Below are 15,672 nucleotides of genomic sequence, written 5' to 3'. Positions count from 1 at the left end.
GGACTACCCGAAGATCAAGAGCAGGCACCCGCAGGCGAATCGGACATACCCGCAATCCCGGTCTCGGACCTGGATCCGGGCGGACGATGGATCAGTCGATCGGCGTGACATAGGGATGCGGGACGGTCGGCGGCAGCAGCGCCATGGCGGAGAGCCTTCGTATCCCGCACACCTGCATGAGATCCACGACGATGGAACGCAATTGGGCGAAGACCACGTGGGCGGACAGGCCCGCCCCGGTCACCAGATCCTTGGTCGCTCCCTTGCCGACCGAGCGCAGCACGCGGGTCGCCTCGGCGGGATCGGGCTTCTCGTCCGGGTCGGCCAGCATCATGCGGCGCACCACATCCACGGCCTGACCGAGCTTCTCGACCTCCGCGACGAGGCCCGGATTCAGCACCTCGTCGTCGCGCACCGAGGTGAGCGCGCGGCGCAGCAGCACGCGGGTATTGCGGACCGCGTTGTCGAGCGGGTCGGCGGCCTGCCGCAGGCGCTGCAGGCGGGAGCGAGAGTTCCAGTACAGCGGAGAGATTCGAATGATCTCCCGGCTGCCCTCGAGGGTGTTCCGCATCGCATCGATCGCACCCTGGGTGCCGCGCACGGTCTCGAGCGCCGTCTTGATCTTGCCGGCATCCTGCTCGAGCAGGCCGTCCGCGCACTCGGTGAGGGCCTTGCCCATCACCTCGAGAATCCCGGCGGCCTGCTCCCGGGCACGGCGCACCGGATGCAGCGGGATCGCCGCCACCACCACGATGCCGACCAGACCGCCCACCAGCGCGTCGATCATGCGCAGCGACGCACCACCCTGACCGGGCGGATAGAGCGTGGCCACCAGTACCGCGGAACTGGCCGCCTGCATGGTGATGACCGGGCCGCCGTCGAGGAAGACGGCGGTGCACATGGCGATCACCACCAGCAGCACGATCTGCCAGCCGCCGGTGCCCACCCGGGAGACGAACAGGTCGCCGATGCCGATGCCGACTGCCACGCCGACGATCAGCTCGACCGACCGGCGCAGCCGCGCACCGAACGACAGGCCGATGGAGATCATGGCGGCCATGGGCGCGAAGAACGGGCGCTCGTGCCCGATCACATTGTGGGCGATGAACCAGGCCACGCCCGCGCCGATCGCGCACTGCACGATCGGCAGCAGCGAGGACCGGACGCGACCCGCGGCCCTGCGCATACGGGTGACGCTGCTCTCCCGGGCAGCGTCGATGGTTTCGCCCAGGCCGCTGCTCAATTCAGTCGAGGCCGAGCTCGGCGGCCGCGCGCGGGTCGCAGTCCTCGAGCAGGTCCAGGCAGCGCGCGTACTCGTCGGTCTCGCCGATGGCGCGGGCGGCCTTCGCCAGCGCGCCGACGCTGCGCAGGAAGCCCCGATTGGGCTCGTGGCTCCACGGCACCGGGCCGAAGCCCTTCCAGCCGTTGCGACGCAACAGGTCCAGGCCGCGGTGGTAGCCGGTGCGCGCGAAGGCGTAGGCGGAGATGATGTCGTGGTTGATCTCGCCGTCGGCGGCTGCGCCCCGCTCCAGCGCGGCCTCGGCCAGGTAGGCCCAGGCGATGGAGGCGGTCGGATGCGCCGCGGCAACCTGCACCGGGTCCTGTTTCTGGAGCAGCGCGTCCTCCGCGTCGATGTTTTCCGGGAGGAGGACCGGCTGCGGTCCGAGTAGATCGCCGAAGGAGGTCATGCCGATCATTCTGCACCGCCGTCCGGAATGCTCAGTAGGCTGACCGTCGAATCACAGTTCCGCCGAAGCAAGGGGTGTAGCGCGTGTCCGACCCGAAAGACGACCAGCAGCCGCAGGGTCCTGCCAACTCGGCATCCGGCGCCGAGGACACCGCCGCCCCCAAGACTCCGACCGACCAGTCCGCGTCCCGGCCCAGCGGCCCCGCCGCGGGCAACCCCGCGAAGGGCCCCGGCGCACCGAGCGATGCCGGCGAAAACGACGCTCCCCCGACCGCGGCCACGGAAGTGATTCCCACCGCCAACTCCCGCACCGAGCAGATCCGTACCGGCGCAGCCGAACCCGCACCGGCCGGCTCGAACCCGGCCCCCGGCCAAGGCAAGCCGGCCAACCCGCCCGCCAAGTCCTCGGCCGGTTTCGCCACCATCCACTACGAAACCCCCAAGCCCGCCGGACGCATCCAGCCACCCGTCCCGCAGAACACCCCGGGCGGCCGACCCCCGGCCGCCGCGCGCCAGGGCTCGGGCGAATTCGTACCCCAGAGCACCTCGAGCGCCCGGCCCGCGGCCCCCGGCCCGGCCGGCAAGCAGAACCCGCCCGGCACCGCTGCCGCCCGGCAATCCGCCCCCGCCCAACAGGCTCCCGCCGCGGGCGCCGCACCGCGACCGGGCGCCTCGAAGGCCGCCCAACCCGCAGCGGGACAGGCAAACCGCCCGGACGCGAACGCGTCGACGCCATCGAACGCAGCCACTGAGAAGTCCACTGGCGCTGGACAATCCGGACCCGGCACGAAGGCACAGGCCGCGGGCGATGCGCAGCGCCCGGACACCTCCCCGACTCCCGGAGCGAAGGCGGGGCAGACCGCCCCGGCCGACCCCAAGGGTTCCAGCTCACCCTCGCAACAGAACGCCGGCGGACAGCCGACCGGCGCGGAGCAGTCCGGGCCGGGCCGGCAGGCGGCGACAGACGATGCTCCTACGCAGTTCATTCCGATTCAGCGGCCGAGCGGGGAGAAGTCTGCCGCGGGCGAGGCCGCCGGGGCGGATGCGACCACGCAGTTGATTCGGATTCAGCAACCCGGGCAGGCGGCGAGCGGCGAGGCCGCGAAGGCCGGTTCCGCGCCCGCGGCTGCCGGGAAGCCGGGTGGAGCCGCGAGCGATACGGCGCAGGGGAAGCCCGCGCCGCAGGATGTTCCCACCGAGGGGATGCCGCAGGCGGATTCGCAGCCGGAGGATGGCAAGGCCACCGCGGACGGCGATAAGTCGAAGGAGGCCGGTAAGGCGAAGGACGGTGACGCGGCGGCCGAGAAGGCCGGCGGCACGGGCGATTTCGCGGCGAAGCCGGACGGCGATTCCGGCGACGCCACCGGCGGGGACGCGAAAACCGTTGTGATCAAGAAGGTTCCGAGTCCAGCGGATGACGCCACGACGGCATTGCCGATCGTGTCCGGGGACCAGGCGACCGAGAAGATCCGGGTGTCGGGGCCGCAGGGGCGGGCGGTCAGCAAGCCGCCGCAGACGCCGCGGGTGAACGCGGGGCCGCGGAATGTGGGTCCGAAGGGGAACGCGCCGGCGCCGGACGCGCCGGTCGAGGAGACCCGGCCGTCGCCGCCGCGGCCGCCGATGGGGCCGCGCCGGCCCGCGACCGCGCCGTCACCGGCGGATATGCAGCCGACCACGCCGGGCCAGCCCATCGGCGGGCCGCGCATCGCCCCGCCGCAGCGGGTCGGAGCGGGTGCGCCGCCGCAGGGTCCGCGCGGCCCGCAGGGACCGGGCGCACCGGGCCCCAATGCACCGCAGGGACCCGGCGCGCCGCAGGGACCGAAAGCGCCGCAGGGACCGAACGTGCCGCAGGGTGTGCAGCAGGGTCCGGTGCCGAGTGGCCCGGGACAGGCTGGTCCGCACGATGTTCAGGGGGATGGACCGCGCATTCTGGCGCAGCCGCAGCGGGTACCGGCCGCCGCCGAGGCGGCCGATGGGGCCGCGGCGGCGGGCGGTGTGTCGAAGAAGCTGTGGATCATCGTGGCGGCGGCCGTGATCGCGGTGATCGCCATTGCCGGTGTGGTGTTCGGTGTGGTGAAGCACCAGAACAACAACTCGCCGGAAGCCCTGGTGCAGAAGACGATCACCACGTACACCGACGCGCTGAAGTCCGGGAATCTGGACGCGTTGCGGGCCGTGACCTGCGGTGCGCAGCACGACTTCTACCAGAAGATCTCGGCCGACCAGTTCGCGAGCGTGTACAAGACCTCGCAGGACCAGAAGAGCATTCCCCAGGTGAAGAGCGTCGACGCCATTCAGATCACCGGCGACGCCGCGCTGGCGCAGGCGACCGTGTACACCGCGGCGGACCCGTCGAAGACGTCCGCACGCACCTTCGATCTGCGCAACGAGGGTGGTTCGTGGAAGGTGTGCGACCCGCAGAACGGGCACTGATCGGATCCCGGAAAATTTCCTGACGCATTTGCGGCCCCGGTCGCGATGAACATCACAAAGACCTGGTCAACAGTCCGGCACGTCGGTACAGTGTGCCGGATTGTCTGGGCCAGCCATTTCGGCATTCCGGCACTTCAACGGTTGTACACCGTCCAGGGCATTGCCTGATTCGTGCGGGCAGTGCCCGGCAGAAGTGGTGCGGGCCCACCGGGTTTCGATTTGCAGGGAGCTGAACACCATGCCGGAAACGGCAGAGGCTACTGAAGCCACCGCGGCCGAGCTGGTCGGACGGCACTTCCGTGTCCGTGATCACTACGACGTAGGCCGCGAGAAGATCCGCGAGTTCGCGCGTTCGGTGCGCAACGATCACCCCGGTCACCACACCGAGGCCGCCGCCGCGGCGCTCGGCTACGGCGGCCTGCTCGCCTCCCCGACCTTCGCGTCGGTGATCGGCGCGGCCACCACCCGCTCGCTGATCGGATCGGTGCTCACCGAGTACGACGTCTCGCAGATCCTGCAGACCGATCAGATCTTCGAGTACTACCGCCCGATCCTGGCCGAGGACCGCCTCGGGGTGGACGTCGTCGTCGAGAACATCCGCAGCTTCGGCGACAACGACTTCATCACCGTCAAGGTCACCCTCACCGATGCCGAGGCGCTGCCGGTGCTGGTCGCCACCACCACCATCGTGGCCCGCAAGGGCGTCGAGATCGATCCGGCCACGGTCGAGACGGTCTCGGGCGTGGTCATGCACGGCCATGTGGTCGAGCCCGGCGAATTCGACGGCGACCCGACCGGTCTGATTCTGCTGGCTCCCGACGAGGTCGCCGAGCTGGCCGCCCCCGCCCCGCCGCAGCCGGTCCACACCATCCCCACCGCCGCCACCCTGACCGCAGGCACCGAGCTGCCCGCCGCCAAGGTGCCGGTCACCCGCGGCGACCTGGTCAACTACGCGGGCGTCTCCGGCGACCCGAACCCCATCCACTTCAGCGACACCGCCGCGACCCTGGTCGGCCTGCCCACCGTGGTGGCGCACGGCATGCTCACCATGGGCCTGACCGCCGGCTACCTGGTGGACTGGCTGGGCGATCCGTCGGCGCTGGGCAAGTTCAGCGTCCGCTTCTCCGGCTTCGTGCCGGTCGAGCCGACCGCCCCGACCATCGTCGAGTTCACCGGCAAGGTGAAATCGGTGGACGCCGCCCGGGGCGCGGCCACCGTCGTCCTCGGCGCGACCTCGGAGGGCAAGAAGCTGTTCGGCCGCGCCGTCGCCGAGATCCGGCTGTCCCGCCTCCCCGAGACTTCAGCGCACAGCTGAGAGCTCCCCCGCCTCCCCGGAACTTCAGCGCCCGGCAAAGAGCCGTCGCCCGCCGCGCACGCGTGCCGGCGGGCGTGCGCCGAATCTATTTCGGGCGTACCCCAGGAGTTACCCCGACCGTTACGAAATCAGTTGCTGCGGTTGGCAACCGAACAACAAGAAACGGATGCGCCGCACATGTCATGCGGCCCACCCGCTTCGAGTGCTGCTAGTTCACTGTGGCGTGCATCAGGTAGACGTTGTAGTCGCTCCAGGTCGACATGGTGAAGTACATGTCGTTGCCGGTGGACCACGGATGGATGAAACCGCCGTACAGCTCCGGGAATTGCAGTGCGCTCACCGTGACCGCGCTGTCGGACCACGTGCCCTGCGGCGTATCCGATTCCCGCACAACGAGTGCCGCCTTGGCGGTGTCCAGGTAGCTCATCTGCCACACATTGCGGCTCTCGTCGTAGCGCACCGACAGCTCACCGGCGGGCGCGTCGACAATCGGTGTGACCGTGACCGATCCGTTCGTCTCGGGTATCCAGGAGCCGCTGTTCCAGTACTGGTAGGCCGTCGGGTTGAGCACCTGGCCCTTCGGCACCCGGGCCAGCGCCACCCCGCCGAGCCGCGAGTTGGGGATACCGAACATGTAAACCCAGTCGCCCTGCGGCACCATGGCCGTCACCTGGAAGTTGGAGAGGCCGAAGATGTTCTCCCACTTGGCGTACGGGTCCTTGGTCCAGTGCTCGCCGTGGTCGTCGGAGTAGGCGATGCCGCCGTAGTTGGTATACCAGGTGCCGGGCACGCTGTTCCAGGTTCGGATCGACATGTAGCTCAGGTACTGCCGGTCCCCGATGGCGAAGCCCGAGGTCGGGATGGTGGTGATCTCGATATTGTCCAGCTTGCGGCTGCTCAGCAGTTCGGCGGCGTGGCAGCGGTCGTCGGTGACCATGCGGTCGAAGACCACACCGTTCTCGAGATCGCGGTTCTTGCTGAAGGCCAGCAGGTTCGAGCGCCAGTCCTCACCCATGCCGCCCGGCGGGTGGAAGTCGCGGCCGACGGTGTCGCCGAAGGCGATGGCGATCTCGTCCGGCGCGCTCTGCCACATGATCCCCAGGTCGGTGCCCTGGACCTGCCAGCGTTTGTCGGTGCGGTTCACCGAGTCGGCGCCGGTCAGCTTGGACACCTCGCGCACGTCGGAGACCTGCGGTGTCGGCCGCGCGGGCACCTGGGCGGCAGCCTCGACCGGCGGGTGCGCCGGATCGGGACCGGGCGGCAGCGCCGGCGGATTCGGGTTGGGCAACGCGAAATTGAACGGTTGCGGCCGCACGATCAGCTTGGGGAGGCCGAGCTGTTCGGCGAGTCCCGGTGGCGGAGCGGGAGTGTCGGTGAGGTCCGGGCACGGGTTCACGCACGGATCCGGCGGCAGCTCCATCGCGACGCGCTTGGTGTTCTCCGGCGCCGGCCCGGTGTCGACCGTGACCACCGGATAGGGCACGGGCACCTCGACGGTCTTCGGGATCAGCGACTCGTGTCCGGGCTTGGCGTCGGTGCTGCAGGGCCCGATACCCGGAACGGCCGGTGCCGCACCCGGATCCGGATCCGCCGCCGCGACCGGCCCGCCCATTCCGGCGAGTACGCCCGCCCCGACGATCACCGCCCCCGCAGCTGCCACCAGCCGCTTGGCCATGCACTCAACCTTCCGACAAACGGGCTCTCGGATATATCCGGGCAGAGACCCTACCCCCGGAACCGGGCGAACCGCCGGCACTCGACCGATCTCGACAGAATCGAGACCCGTGGACCTACCGCCGCCGCACCGCGGACCGAAACCGACAGTGCAGCAGCGTAATGCAGCGAGGGTTCAGCGCAAGGCCTGGAAGGTGAGCACGGTGGTGCCGATCCGGATGGCGTCCCCGTCGGCCAGCACGGCGGCCGATTCGATGGACTCCTCATTGATGTAGATGCCGTTGGCGGAGTGCAGGTCCTTGATGAGCAGCCCGGCCCGGCTCGGGGTGATCTGCGCGTGGTACCGGCTGGCCTTCGGATCGTCTAGCACCAGATCGTTGTCCGTCATGCGGCCGATCTTCATGCCGTTCGGGCCGATCGGCACCACCCGGCCGTCGGACAGCCGCAGCTGCCCGGCACGCACCGCGCGCGGCATCTCGGTGACGGTCTCGGTCATGGCCTTGGCCATGCGCTCGACCTCGTGAATCTGCCCGGTGCTCAACGGTTCCTGACGCAGCACCTTCTGCTCCAGCGCGATGAGCGCGGGACCGGGATCGATGCCGAGCTCGTCGGCCAGCACGGTGCGCACCCGGCGGCAGGCGTCGAGCGCGTCGGCCTGACGGCCGGACAGATAGAGCGCGGTGATGAGCTGCGCCCACAGCGGCTCCCGCAGCGGATGCGCACTGGTCATCGACACCAGCTCGCCGACCACGGAAGAGGCTCGGCCCAAAGCGATTTCAGAGTCGATGCGGGCGGAGGCGACCAGCAGCCGCTCCTCGTCCATGGCGGTGGCGAAGCTCTCCGCGAAGCCGAGGCCGGACAGATCGTCCAGGGCGCGGCCGCTCCATTCCGCCAGCGCCTCGCCGAAGAGCCGGGACGCGGCGGTGGGGTCGCCGATCGAGGCGGCCTCCGAACCCTCGCGGCGCAGCGTCTCGAAGCGCCCGAGATCGCACTCGTCATCCTCGATCTCCAGCCGGTAGCCGGAGGATTCGGTGCGCAGCAGCGCCACCGGGTCGACCCCGGCGGTGCGCAGGGTCTTGCGAATATTCGAGACGAACACCTGCAGACTCGCCTGATAGGAGTCCGGTGGATCGTCGTTCCAGACAATGTCGGCCAGCGCCTGCGAGGACACCGCGCGCCGCCGGTTCACGGTCAGAGCCGCCAGCAGCGCACGCGGCTTGGGGCCGCCGACCGGCACGGACCGACCGGCGACCAACAGCTGCACGGGGCCCAGGACCCGCACATCGACAGTCATGCCACCTGCCTCGATAGAGACCGCGGCGCGCCCGCCGCTCGAAAATTGCCCGGGATTCCGCTTATTGCAGCGGAATCCCGACCGTTGAGCTTACTTGGCGCTGATCGAACGTCCCGCGGAGTTCAGGTCGTTGCAGGCCTCGACGACGCGCGCGGCCATCGAGGTCTCGGCCTTCTTGAGGTAGCTGCGCGGGTCGTAGACCTTCTTGTTGCCGACCTCGCCGTCGATCTTCAGGACGCCGTCGTAGTTGCCGAACATGTGACCGGCGACCGGACGGGTGAAGGCGTACTGGGTGTCGGTGTCGACGTTCATCTTCACCACGCCGAAGCGCAGCGAGTCCTCGATCTCCGACTTCAGCGAGCCCGAACCGCCGTGGAAGACGAAGTCGAACGGCTGCGCGTCCGCGCCCAGGCCCAGCTTGGCGGCGGCCACCCGCTGGCCCTCGGCCAGCACCTCGGGCTTGAGCACCACATTGCCCGGCTTGTACACGCCGTGCACATTGCCGAAGGTGGCGGCCAGCAGGTACTGGCCGTTCTCCCCGGAGCCCAGCGCATCGATGGTCTTCTCGAAGTCCTCGGGCGAGGTGTAGAGCTTCTCGTTGATCTCGGCCTCGACGCCGTCCTCTTCACCGCCGACAACGCCGATCTCGACCTCGAGGATGATGTTCGCCGCGTGCGCCTGCTTCAGCAGTTCCTTGGCGATCTCCAGGTTCTCGTCGATCGGGATCGCGGAACCGTCCCACATGTGCGACTGGAACAGCGGGTTCAGGCCGTTCTTCACGCGCTCGGCCGAGATGGCCAGCAGCGGGCGCACGAAGGTGTCCAGCTTGTCCTTCGGGCAGTGGTCGGTGTGCAGCGCGATGGTCACGTCGTACTTCGCGGCGACCACGTTGGCGAACTCGGCCAGCGCGACCGCACCGGTCACCATGTCCTTCACGCCCAGGCCGGAACCGAATTCCGCACCGCCGGTGGAGAACTGGATGATGCCGTCACTGCCGGCGTCCGCGAAGCCCTTGATGGCCGCGTTGATGGTCTCCGACGAGGTGCAGTTGATGGCGGGGAACGCGAAGGAGTTCTGCTTGGCCCGAGCAATCATCTCGGCGTAGATCTCCGGAGTCGCGATGGGCACAATGACCTCCGTGTTGTGTGTGGTGCGTACTACAAAATTCTGTCAGCTGACACGATAGGACAGCCCCATTTCTCCGGGGCAATGGCCTCACATACCCCACAAGTTTGTGAGGTTGCTTCGACGTTCGGTGTGATGTCCGGCCTACCGGTACTGTGGTGGCCGTGACCTTGCTGGCCGTATCCGATGCCGTGACGACCAATGCCGCGCTGCCCGCGATCTTGGATCCAATGCACCTCCTGACGGAGACTTGGCTGCAGCACGCGGTGCTCCCGGCGATCCTGGCCATCGTCTTCATCGAGACCGGTCTGCTGTTCCCGATCCTGCCTGGCGACTCGCTGCTGTTCACCGGCGGTCTGCTGGCGGCCCAGGCACACCCGCCGGCCGGCATGAACATCTGGTGGCTGGTGCCCGCGACGGCCTTCGTGGCCTGGCTCGGCGACCAGAGCGGCTACTGGATCGGCCGATCCATCGGTCCGGCGCTGTTCAAGAAGGAAGACACGCGCTTCTTCAAGCAGCACTACATCACCGAGACGCACGCCTTTTTCGAGAAGCACGGCCCGAAGACCATCGTGCTGGCCCGCTTCGTGCCCATCGTGCGCACCTTCATGCCGGTGCTGGCCGGTGTCTCGAAGATGGACTACCGCAAGTTCGCCACCGTCGACATCATCGGCGCGGTGCTCTGGGGCGGCGGCGTCACCGTGCTCGGTTACTTCCTGGGCAATGTCGAATTCATTCGTAAGAACGTCGAGGCGATCTTCCTGCTGATCGTGTTCGTGTCCATCCTGCCGGGCATCATCGCGGTCGCGAAGAACCTGCTGCACCGCGGCCAGGCCCCGGAACAGGCCGAGTACGCCACCTCGACGAACGAGCCGACCCACTGAGCCCTTCGGTGTCGACCACCCCGCTAACCCTCGCATCGAGCGGTCCCGCCTTTCTTTCCGCCTCCGGATTCGGCCCGCTCGAGACAGCCGGACCAGTGCTCGTCTGGACCGTGGTTCTCACCTTCGTCTTCCTGGAGTGCGCACTCATCATCGGGCTGTTCCTGCCCGGTGACTCCATGCTCATCACCGCCGGTGTGGTGCTGGCCTCGCAGGTCGGCGAGGAGCAGGTCTGGGCGCTGTCGATCGGCACCATGATCGCGGCCATCGCCGGCAACCAGGTGGGGTACGTCTTCGGCCAGCGCGCCGGACACCATCTGGTGGCGCGCAAGAACGGGAAGTACATCAATACCCGCAATCTCGCGCGGGTTTCGGACATGCTGCACAAGCACGGGTTCCTGGCGGTGCTGGTGGCCCGCTGGATTCCGTGGGTGCGCACGCTGTGCCCGCTGGTCGCGGGCGCGGCCGGGATGGACCACCGCAAATACACCATCGCCTCGTCCGTCGGCGCGGTCATCTGGGCGCCGGTGATCCTGCTGGCCAGCTACTACGCGGGCAGCTTCCTGGAGAACATGTCCTGGCTCATGCCGGCGGTCATCGGAACCCTGGTGGTCGGGTTGGTGCTCGGCACGGTCCTGGGCGTGCGGCAGTACCGGGTCGAAATGGCACGTCCCGCCGAGGATTTCGACCTCGACGTGGCAGAGGCCGCGACGGTGCCGCTGCCCCGGCTGCCGCGCGCCTGAACGATTACAGCCCGGCGGCCGTCACCGTGTGCGCGGCCTCCATCAGCTTCCAGCCCGAAAGCTGCACCGACAGATCGCGTTCCGGGCTGCGCGAGGCGGTCACCGAACCGCCCTCGAAGCCGCCCGCGCCCGCGATGCCCGGAAGTCGCGCCGGCTGCAGCCAATCCGCGCCGAACAGCGGCTCCCCCTCCACATCCAGGCGGTGCTCCCAGGCCGCGTTCGCGGACGCGCGCACCATCGCGGCGGCCTTGCGGCGCGCGGTCACCTGCGCGGGGTCGTCGCCGGGCAGCATGAGGGCGGCCAGCGCCAGGTAGCGGATGAGAATGCCGTTGAACAGGCCGCCGTCCCCGCCGCCGTCGCCGACCACCACGCCGTCCGCGGTCAGATGCTCCTCGACCGCGTCCACCAGCCGGACCGCGCGCTCGGCGTGCCGGGGTTCGCCGGTGTGCACCGCGAGTTCGGTCTCCAGGCCGAGCGTCACGCCCTGGCAGTAGCTGTAGACCGGCTTCTCGACCTCGCCGGAGGGTAGGTGGATGCCGTCGAAGATGAGGCCGGTCTCCTTGTCGCGCAGGTTGGCGTCGAGGAAGTCGGCCAGTTCCTGTGCCAGGTGGTAGCGGCCCAGCCGCGCCATGGCGATGCCTGCCGGGCCGTTGGCCGGGGCGTTGTAGAAGTCGGAGCCCTTACGCCAGGGCACCGCGCCGAACTCGGGATCGAACCCGTTGGCCAGCGTCTTCTCCAGCGTGAGCAGCGCGCCCCGCACCTCGGCGACGCCCTGGGTGCGTTCGGCCCGCTCCAAAGCGATTGTCAGCCAGGCCATGTCGTCGTAGTAGTTGTTGGTCCAGCCGGTGATATTGCGCAGGCGCGAGGCGTGGGCGATGGACCAGAGGCGGCGCTGCCGGGCGGGGGTCGGCGCGCGATTGGCGGCGTCGACCGCGCAATCGATCAGGTGGGCCTGCCACCAGTAGTGCCAGAAGGCGAAAACCCGCTCGCCCTTGGTGGCGGGCCAGCCCACCACGCCGAGCTGGGTGCCGGGACAGCCCCACAACTTGCGTAGGTGACGCGAGAGGATCGCGGATTCCGCCAGGTCGGCTCGCTCCGACCAGAGGGCAGCGGTCGGCTCGATATTGCGTCCGGTCCGCGAAGTCATAGGACTTATCGTGCCAGTCGGGCACTGCGCTCGTGGCTGATTTGTTACCGAGAGTCGTCCAGCTCACCAGGCGGTGGTGAGGTCGGCGTGCTGGCGGATCCAGGCGTGCATGGCGATACCCGCGGCGACACCGGCATTGATACTGCGGGTCGAGCCGAACTGCGCGATCGAAACGGTCAGCAGCGCGCCCGCTTTCGCTGCCTCGGTCACGCCCGGGCCCTCCTGGCCGAAGAGCAGCAGGCACTCGCGCGGCAGCGCCGCGGTCTCCAGCGGCACCGCGCCGGGGACGTTGTCCACCGCCACCACCGTCAGCCCCTCGCCGGCCGCGAAACGCAGCAGCTCATCGATGTCGGCGTGATGGTGAATGTGCTGGTAGCGGTCGGTGACCATGGCCCCGCGCCGATTCCACCGCTTGCGCCCGACAATGTGCACGGCCGCCGCCGCGAAGGCATTGGCCGTGCGCACCACCGTGCCGATATTGGCGTCGTGCCCGAAGTTCTCGATGGCCACGTGGAACGGGTGCCGGCGGCTGTCGATATCGGCGACGATGGCCTCGCGCCGCCAATACCGGTAGGCATCCACCACATTGCGCCGGTCGCCGTGCTCGAGCAGGTCCGGGTCCAGGCGCGGATCGTCCGGCGGCTCGGTGCCGAACTCCTCGCGCCACGGTCCGACGCCGTGCGGATGCTCACCCCATTCGGTCGGTCCGGGGGTCGGCGGTTCGTGGGCGGTCGGGGCGGAACTCACCCCGGCGATGGTAGTTGCCTAGTGCGAGGAGCCGACCGCGCCCACGATGATGGCCAGCACGATGAACAGGATGACCAGGACCATCAGCGCCGTGGCGACGATGCCGCAGATCCAGCCGGCCGTCACCATGCCGCCGCCGCCGATCATGCCGTTCGACTCGCTGATCTCCCGGCGGGCCTTGCCGCCCATGATCCAGGCCACCGGACCGAGCAGCTGGCAGAACATCAGGCTCATGATGCCGAGGATCAACACCACCACCGCCTGCGGATGATCCGGCGCGGGCGCGCCGTAGTAGCCGGGCGGGTAGTAACCGGGCGCCTGCGGCGGGTAGCCCTGGGGGTAGCCGGGCTGCTGGTTGTAGCCCGGCTGCTGCTGGTAGCCCTGGGACTGCGGATCCCAGCCCGGCGGGGGCGCGTCGTAGGTCATGGCTGAATGCTAGGTGGTCGTGCTGGCTACACCGAATACTTTCTGGGCTGCTCCCTCGCCACCGCACCGCGCCGCCCGCGACCATGAATCCATGAGCGATACGGCCGCCCTACCCAGCATCGTGCTCGATCCGCCCGCGCCGCAATCGGATCCGGGCCCCCGCCCCACCCCCGAGTCCGTGCTGCGGACCTTCCTGGTCACGCCGTTCCGGGCGCGCACCTGGAAGGAATTCGCCTACCTGATCATCGTTTTCGGGCTGGGCTGTGCCGCCGCGGTCTACCTGTTCCTGGGCATCGGCGGCAGCCTGTACCTCTCGGTGTTCGTGGTGGGCATCCCGGTGCTGGCGGCCATGATCCTCGGCGGGCGGGTGTGGGGCCGCATTCATCGGGTGCTGGGCGCGGTGCTGCTCGACGCGGCCCTGCCCGAGCCGCCCCCGTTCACCTTTCGGCCCGGGCCGATCGGCTGGCTGCGCAGTGCCTTCACCGATCGGACCTCGTACCGCGCCCTGCTGTTCCTGGTCCTCGACGGCTTGCTGGGTGTGGTGATCGGCTACGGTGTGCTGACGGCGGTGGCGGTGACGGGTTTCGTTGCGCTGTCGCCGATTCCGTGGGCACTCATGGATCCGGTCAATGTGGACGAACGCGGCGTGTCACACCGTTCGATGATCCAGTTCGGCGACTACTACCTCGACACCTGGCCGCGTGTCCTGGCTTTCGCGGCGCTCGGCGTGCTCGGCTGCTTCCTGCTGCCGTGGCTGATCCGCGGCGTCTGCGTCCTGCACCGCGCGCTCGCGCTGTGGCTGCTCACCCCGACGGCCCGCGATCTCGAGCTGGCCGGCCTGCGCGAGAGCCGCCGCGCCGCGGTCGACGACTCCACCGCCACCCTGCGCCGGCTGGAACGCGACCTGCACGACGGCACCCAGGCGCGACTGGTCAGCATCGCCATGATGCTGGGCCGCGCCGAGGAGCGGATCGCGGCGGGCGGCGATGCCGCCGAGCTGATCGCCCAGGCCCGCGCCGGATCCAAGGAGGCACTGGCCGAACTGCGGGAACTGGTGCGCGGCATCCATCCACCCGCCCTCGAACTCGGGCTGGAACCGGCGCTGGAGACCCTGGCCGCCCGCTGCGCGCTGCCGGTGGAGCTGCGGGTGCTGCTGCCGCTGCGGCCCAGCCCGGCCATCGAGGCCATCGCCTATTTCTCGGTCGCGGAACTGCTCACCAATGTGGTGAAACACGCTGCCGCGAACCGGATCTGGGTGGCGGTGCTGCCGGCCGGGACGGATGCGCTGGCGGTGAGCGTGCGCGACAACGGCCAGGGCGGCGCGCTGCAACCGGTGGGCGGACCCGGCGAAGGCGTTGTGGTGGGCGGGCTTTCGGGGCTGGCGCAGCGGGCGCGCGCGGTGGACGGCACGCTCACGGTGGTCAGCCCCATCGGCGGCCCGACCGTGGTCACGCTGGTGCTGCCGCTGGCCGGGCCGCAATGATCGAGGCTGTGAACACCCGGGACAACCAGGATGCGAACACCGCGAACCAGCCGCTGCGGGTGGTCATCGCGGAGGACAATGCCATCCTGCGCGACGGCCTCACCGCGTTGCTGGCGGAGCGCGGGTTCGAGGTGGTAGCCGCGGTGAGCGACGCGACCGGTCTGCACGCCGCGGTCGCCGACCAGCTGCCGGATGTCGCCGTGGTGGACGTCCGCATGCCGCCCAGCTTCACCGACGAGGGTCTGCTGGCCGCGCTCGCGCTGCGCCGCAGCCATCCCGGCACCGGGGTGCTGGTGTTCTCGCAGTGGATCGAAACCCGTTATGCCACCGAGTTACTGGCCGCCGGCGCGGGCGGCGTCGGCTACCTGCTCAAGGACCGGGTGGCCGACGTCGGCGATTTCACCGATGCCCTGCGCCGCGTCGCCACCGGCGGCACGGCGCTGGACCCGGAGGTGGTCGGCCAGCTCATGGGCGCTGCCCGGCAGCAGGATTCGCTGGCCCGCCTCACCCCGCGCGAGCGTGAAGTGCTGGAATCCATGGCCCAGGGGCTGTCGAACGCGGCCATCGCCCGGGCCCTCTCGGTGACCGAACGCGGGGTGGAGAAGCACATCGGCAACATCTTCTCCAAGCTGGAATTGCCGCCCTCGGATCTGCATCATCGGCGGGTACTCGCCGTTCTGCGGTTGCGGGGTTGAAACATCGCTGCACGGTTGCCGG

The 15,672-nt window shown here is 69.3% G+C and carries 14 protein-coding genes; 6 read left to right on the top strand and 8 right to left on the bottom strand.

Features of this window, described 5'->3' with window-relative positions:
• Positions 1-91 precede the first annotated feature (91 nt).
• Positions 92-1,186: an FUSC family protein gene (locus tag ACFXKA_RS24015; protein ID WP_354843389.1), complete on the bottom strand. Its 1,095-nt coding sequence runs from the start codon at positions 1,184-1,186 to the stop codon at positions 92-94.
• Between the two features lie 58 nt (positions 1,187-1,244).
• Positions 1,245-1,688 (bottom strand): DUF3151 domain-containing protein, encoded by a 444-nt coding sequence (locus tag ACFXKA_RS24010; protein ID WP_354843386.1) that lies wholly within the window; start codon positions 1,686-1,688, stop codon positions 1,245-1,247.
• A gap of 83 nt (positions 1,689-1,771) precedes the next feature.
• Between ACFXKA_RS24010 and ACFXKA_RS24005 the strand changes: the two genes are divergently transcribed.
• Positions 1,772-4,120, top strand: a complete 2,349-nt coding sequence (locus ACFXKA_RS24005; protein WP_379428993.1) for a hypothetical protein — start codon at positions 1,772-1,774, stop codon at positions 4,118-4,120.
• A 238-nt stretch (positions 4,121-4,358) separates the two neighbouring features.
• Entirely contained in the window at positions 4,359-5,435 is a 1,077-nt protein-coding gene (locus tag ACFXKA_RS24000; protein ID WP_379428992.1) for a fused (3R)-hydroxyacyl-ACP dehydratase subunits HadA/HadB, read from the top strand.
• A gap of 208 nt (positions 5,436-5,643) precedes the next feature.
• On the opposite strand, the gene ACFXKA_RS23995 is transcribed toward ACFXKA_RS24000, so the two are convergent.
• From ACFXKA_RS23995 to fbaA, 3 genes are all read right to left on the bottom strand, one after another.
• A complete protein-coding gene (locus ACFXKA_RS23995; RefSeq protein WP_379428991.1) occupies positions 5,644-7,110 on the bottom strand; it encodes a DUF4185 domain-containing protein in 1,467 nt (488 codons plus the stop codon).
• Between the two features lie 174 nt (positions 7,111-7,284).
• Positions 7,285-8,403, bottom strand: coding sequence for a BTAD domain-containing putative transcriptional regulator (locus tag ACFXKA_RS23990; RefSeq protein WP_354843376.1), 1,119 nt, complete (start codon positions 8,401-8,403; stop codon positions 7,285-7,287).
• A 90-nt stretch (positions 8,404-8,493) separates the two neighbouring features.
• A complete protein-coding gene (fbaA, locus tag ACFXKA_RS23985; RefSeq protein ID WP_354843373.1) occupies positions 8,494-9,531 on the bottom strand; it encodes a class II fructose-bisphosphate aldolase in 1,038 nt (345 codons plus the stop codon).
• 227 nt (positions 9,532-9,758) lie between these two features.
• On the opposite strand from fbaA, the gene ACFXKA_RS23980 reads away from it, so the two are divergent.
• On the top strand, positions 9,759-10,412 hold the full coding sequence (locus ACFXKA_RS23980) for a VTT domain-containing protein (protein WP_354843645.1): 654 nt from the start codon (positions 9,759-9,761) through the stop codon (positions 10,410-10,412).
• Positions 10,413-10,507: 95 nt separating this feature from the next.
• Entirely contained in the window at positions 10,508-11,152 is a 645-nt protein-coding gene (locus ACFXKA_RS23975) for a DedA family protein (protein ID WP_379428990.1), read from the top strand.
• A 4-nt stretch (positions 11,153-11,156) separates the two neighbouring features.
• On the opposite strand, the gene ACFXKA_RS23970 is transcribed toward ACFXKA_RS23975, so the two are convergent.
• The 3 genes from ACFXKA_RS23970 to ACFXKA_RS23960 form a co-directional block, all read right to left on the bottom strand.
• On the bottom strand, positions 11,157-12,299 hold the full coding sequence (locus tag ACFXKA_RS23970) for a glycoside hydrolase family 76 protein (protein WP_354843368.1): 1,143 nt from the start codon (positions 12,297-12,299) through the stop codon (positions 11,157-11,159).
• Positions 12,300-12,362: 63 nt separating this feature from the next.
• Entirely contained in the window at positions 12,363-13,046 is a 684-nt protein-coding gene (locus ACFXKA_RS23965; protein WP_354843365.1) for a TrmH family RNA methyltransferase, read from the bottom strand.
• Positions 13,047-13,064: 18 nt separating this feature from the next.
• Positions 13,065-13,472: a DUF4190 domain-containing protein gene (locus tag ACFXKA_RS23960; protein ID WP_379428988.1), complete on the bottom strand. Its 408-nt coding sequence runs from the start codon at positions 13,470-13,472 to the stop codon at positions 13,065-13,067.
• A gap of 91 nt (positions 13,473-13,563) precedes the next feature.
• On the opposite strand from ACFXKA_RS23960, the gene ACFXKA_RS23955 reads away from it, so the two are divergent.
• Positions 13,564-14,955, top strand: a complete 1,392-nt coding sequence (locus ACFXKA_RS23955; protein ID WP_379428987.1) for a sensor histidine kinase — start codon at positions 13,564-13,566, stop codon at positions 14,953-14,955.
• Between the two features lie 53 nt (positions 14,956-15,008).
• A complete protein-coding gene (locus ACFXKA_RS23950; RefSeq protein ID WP_354843642.1) occupies positions 15,009-15,650 on the top strand; it encodes a response regulator transcription factor in 642 nt (213 codons plus the stop codon).
• Positions 15,651-15,672: the final 22 nt, after the last annotated feature.

It is taken from the genome of Nocardia sp. NPDC059228 (assembly GCF_042754245.1).
Classification (GTDB): domain Bacteria; phylum Actinomycetota; class Actinomycetes; order Mycobacteriales; family Mycobacteriaceae; genus Nocardia.
Note: the sequence above shows the minus strand (reverse complement) of the source record. Positions and strands in the feature narration are given on the sequence as shown.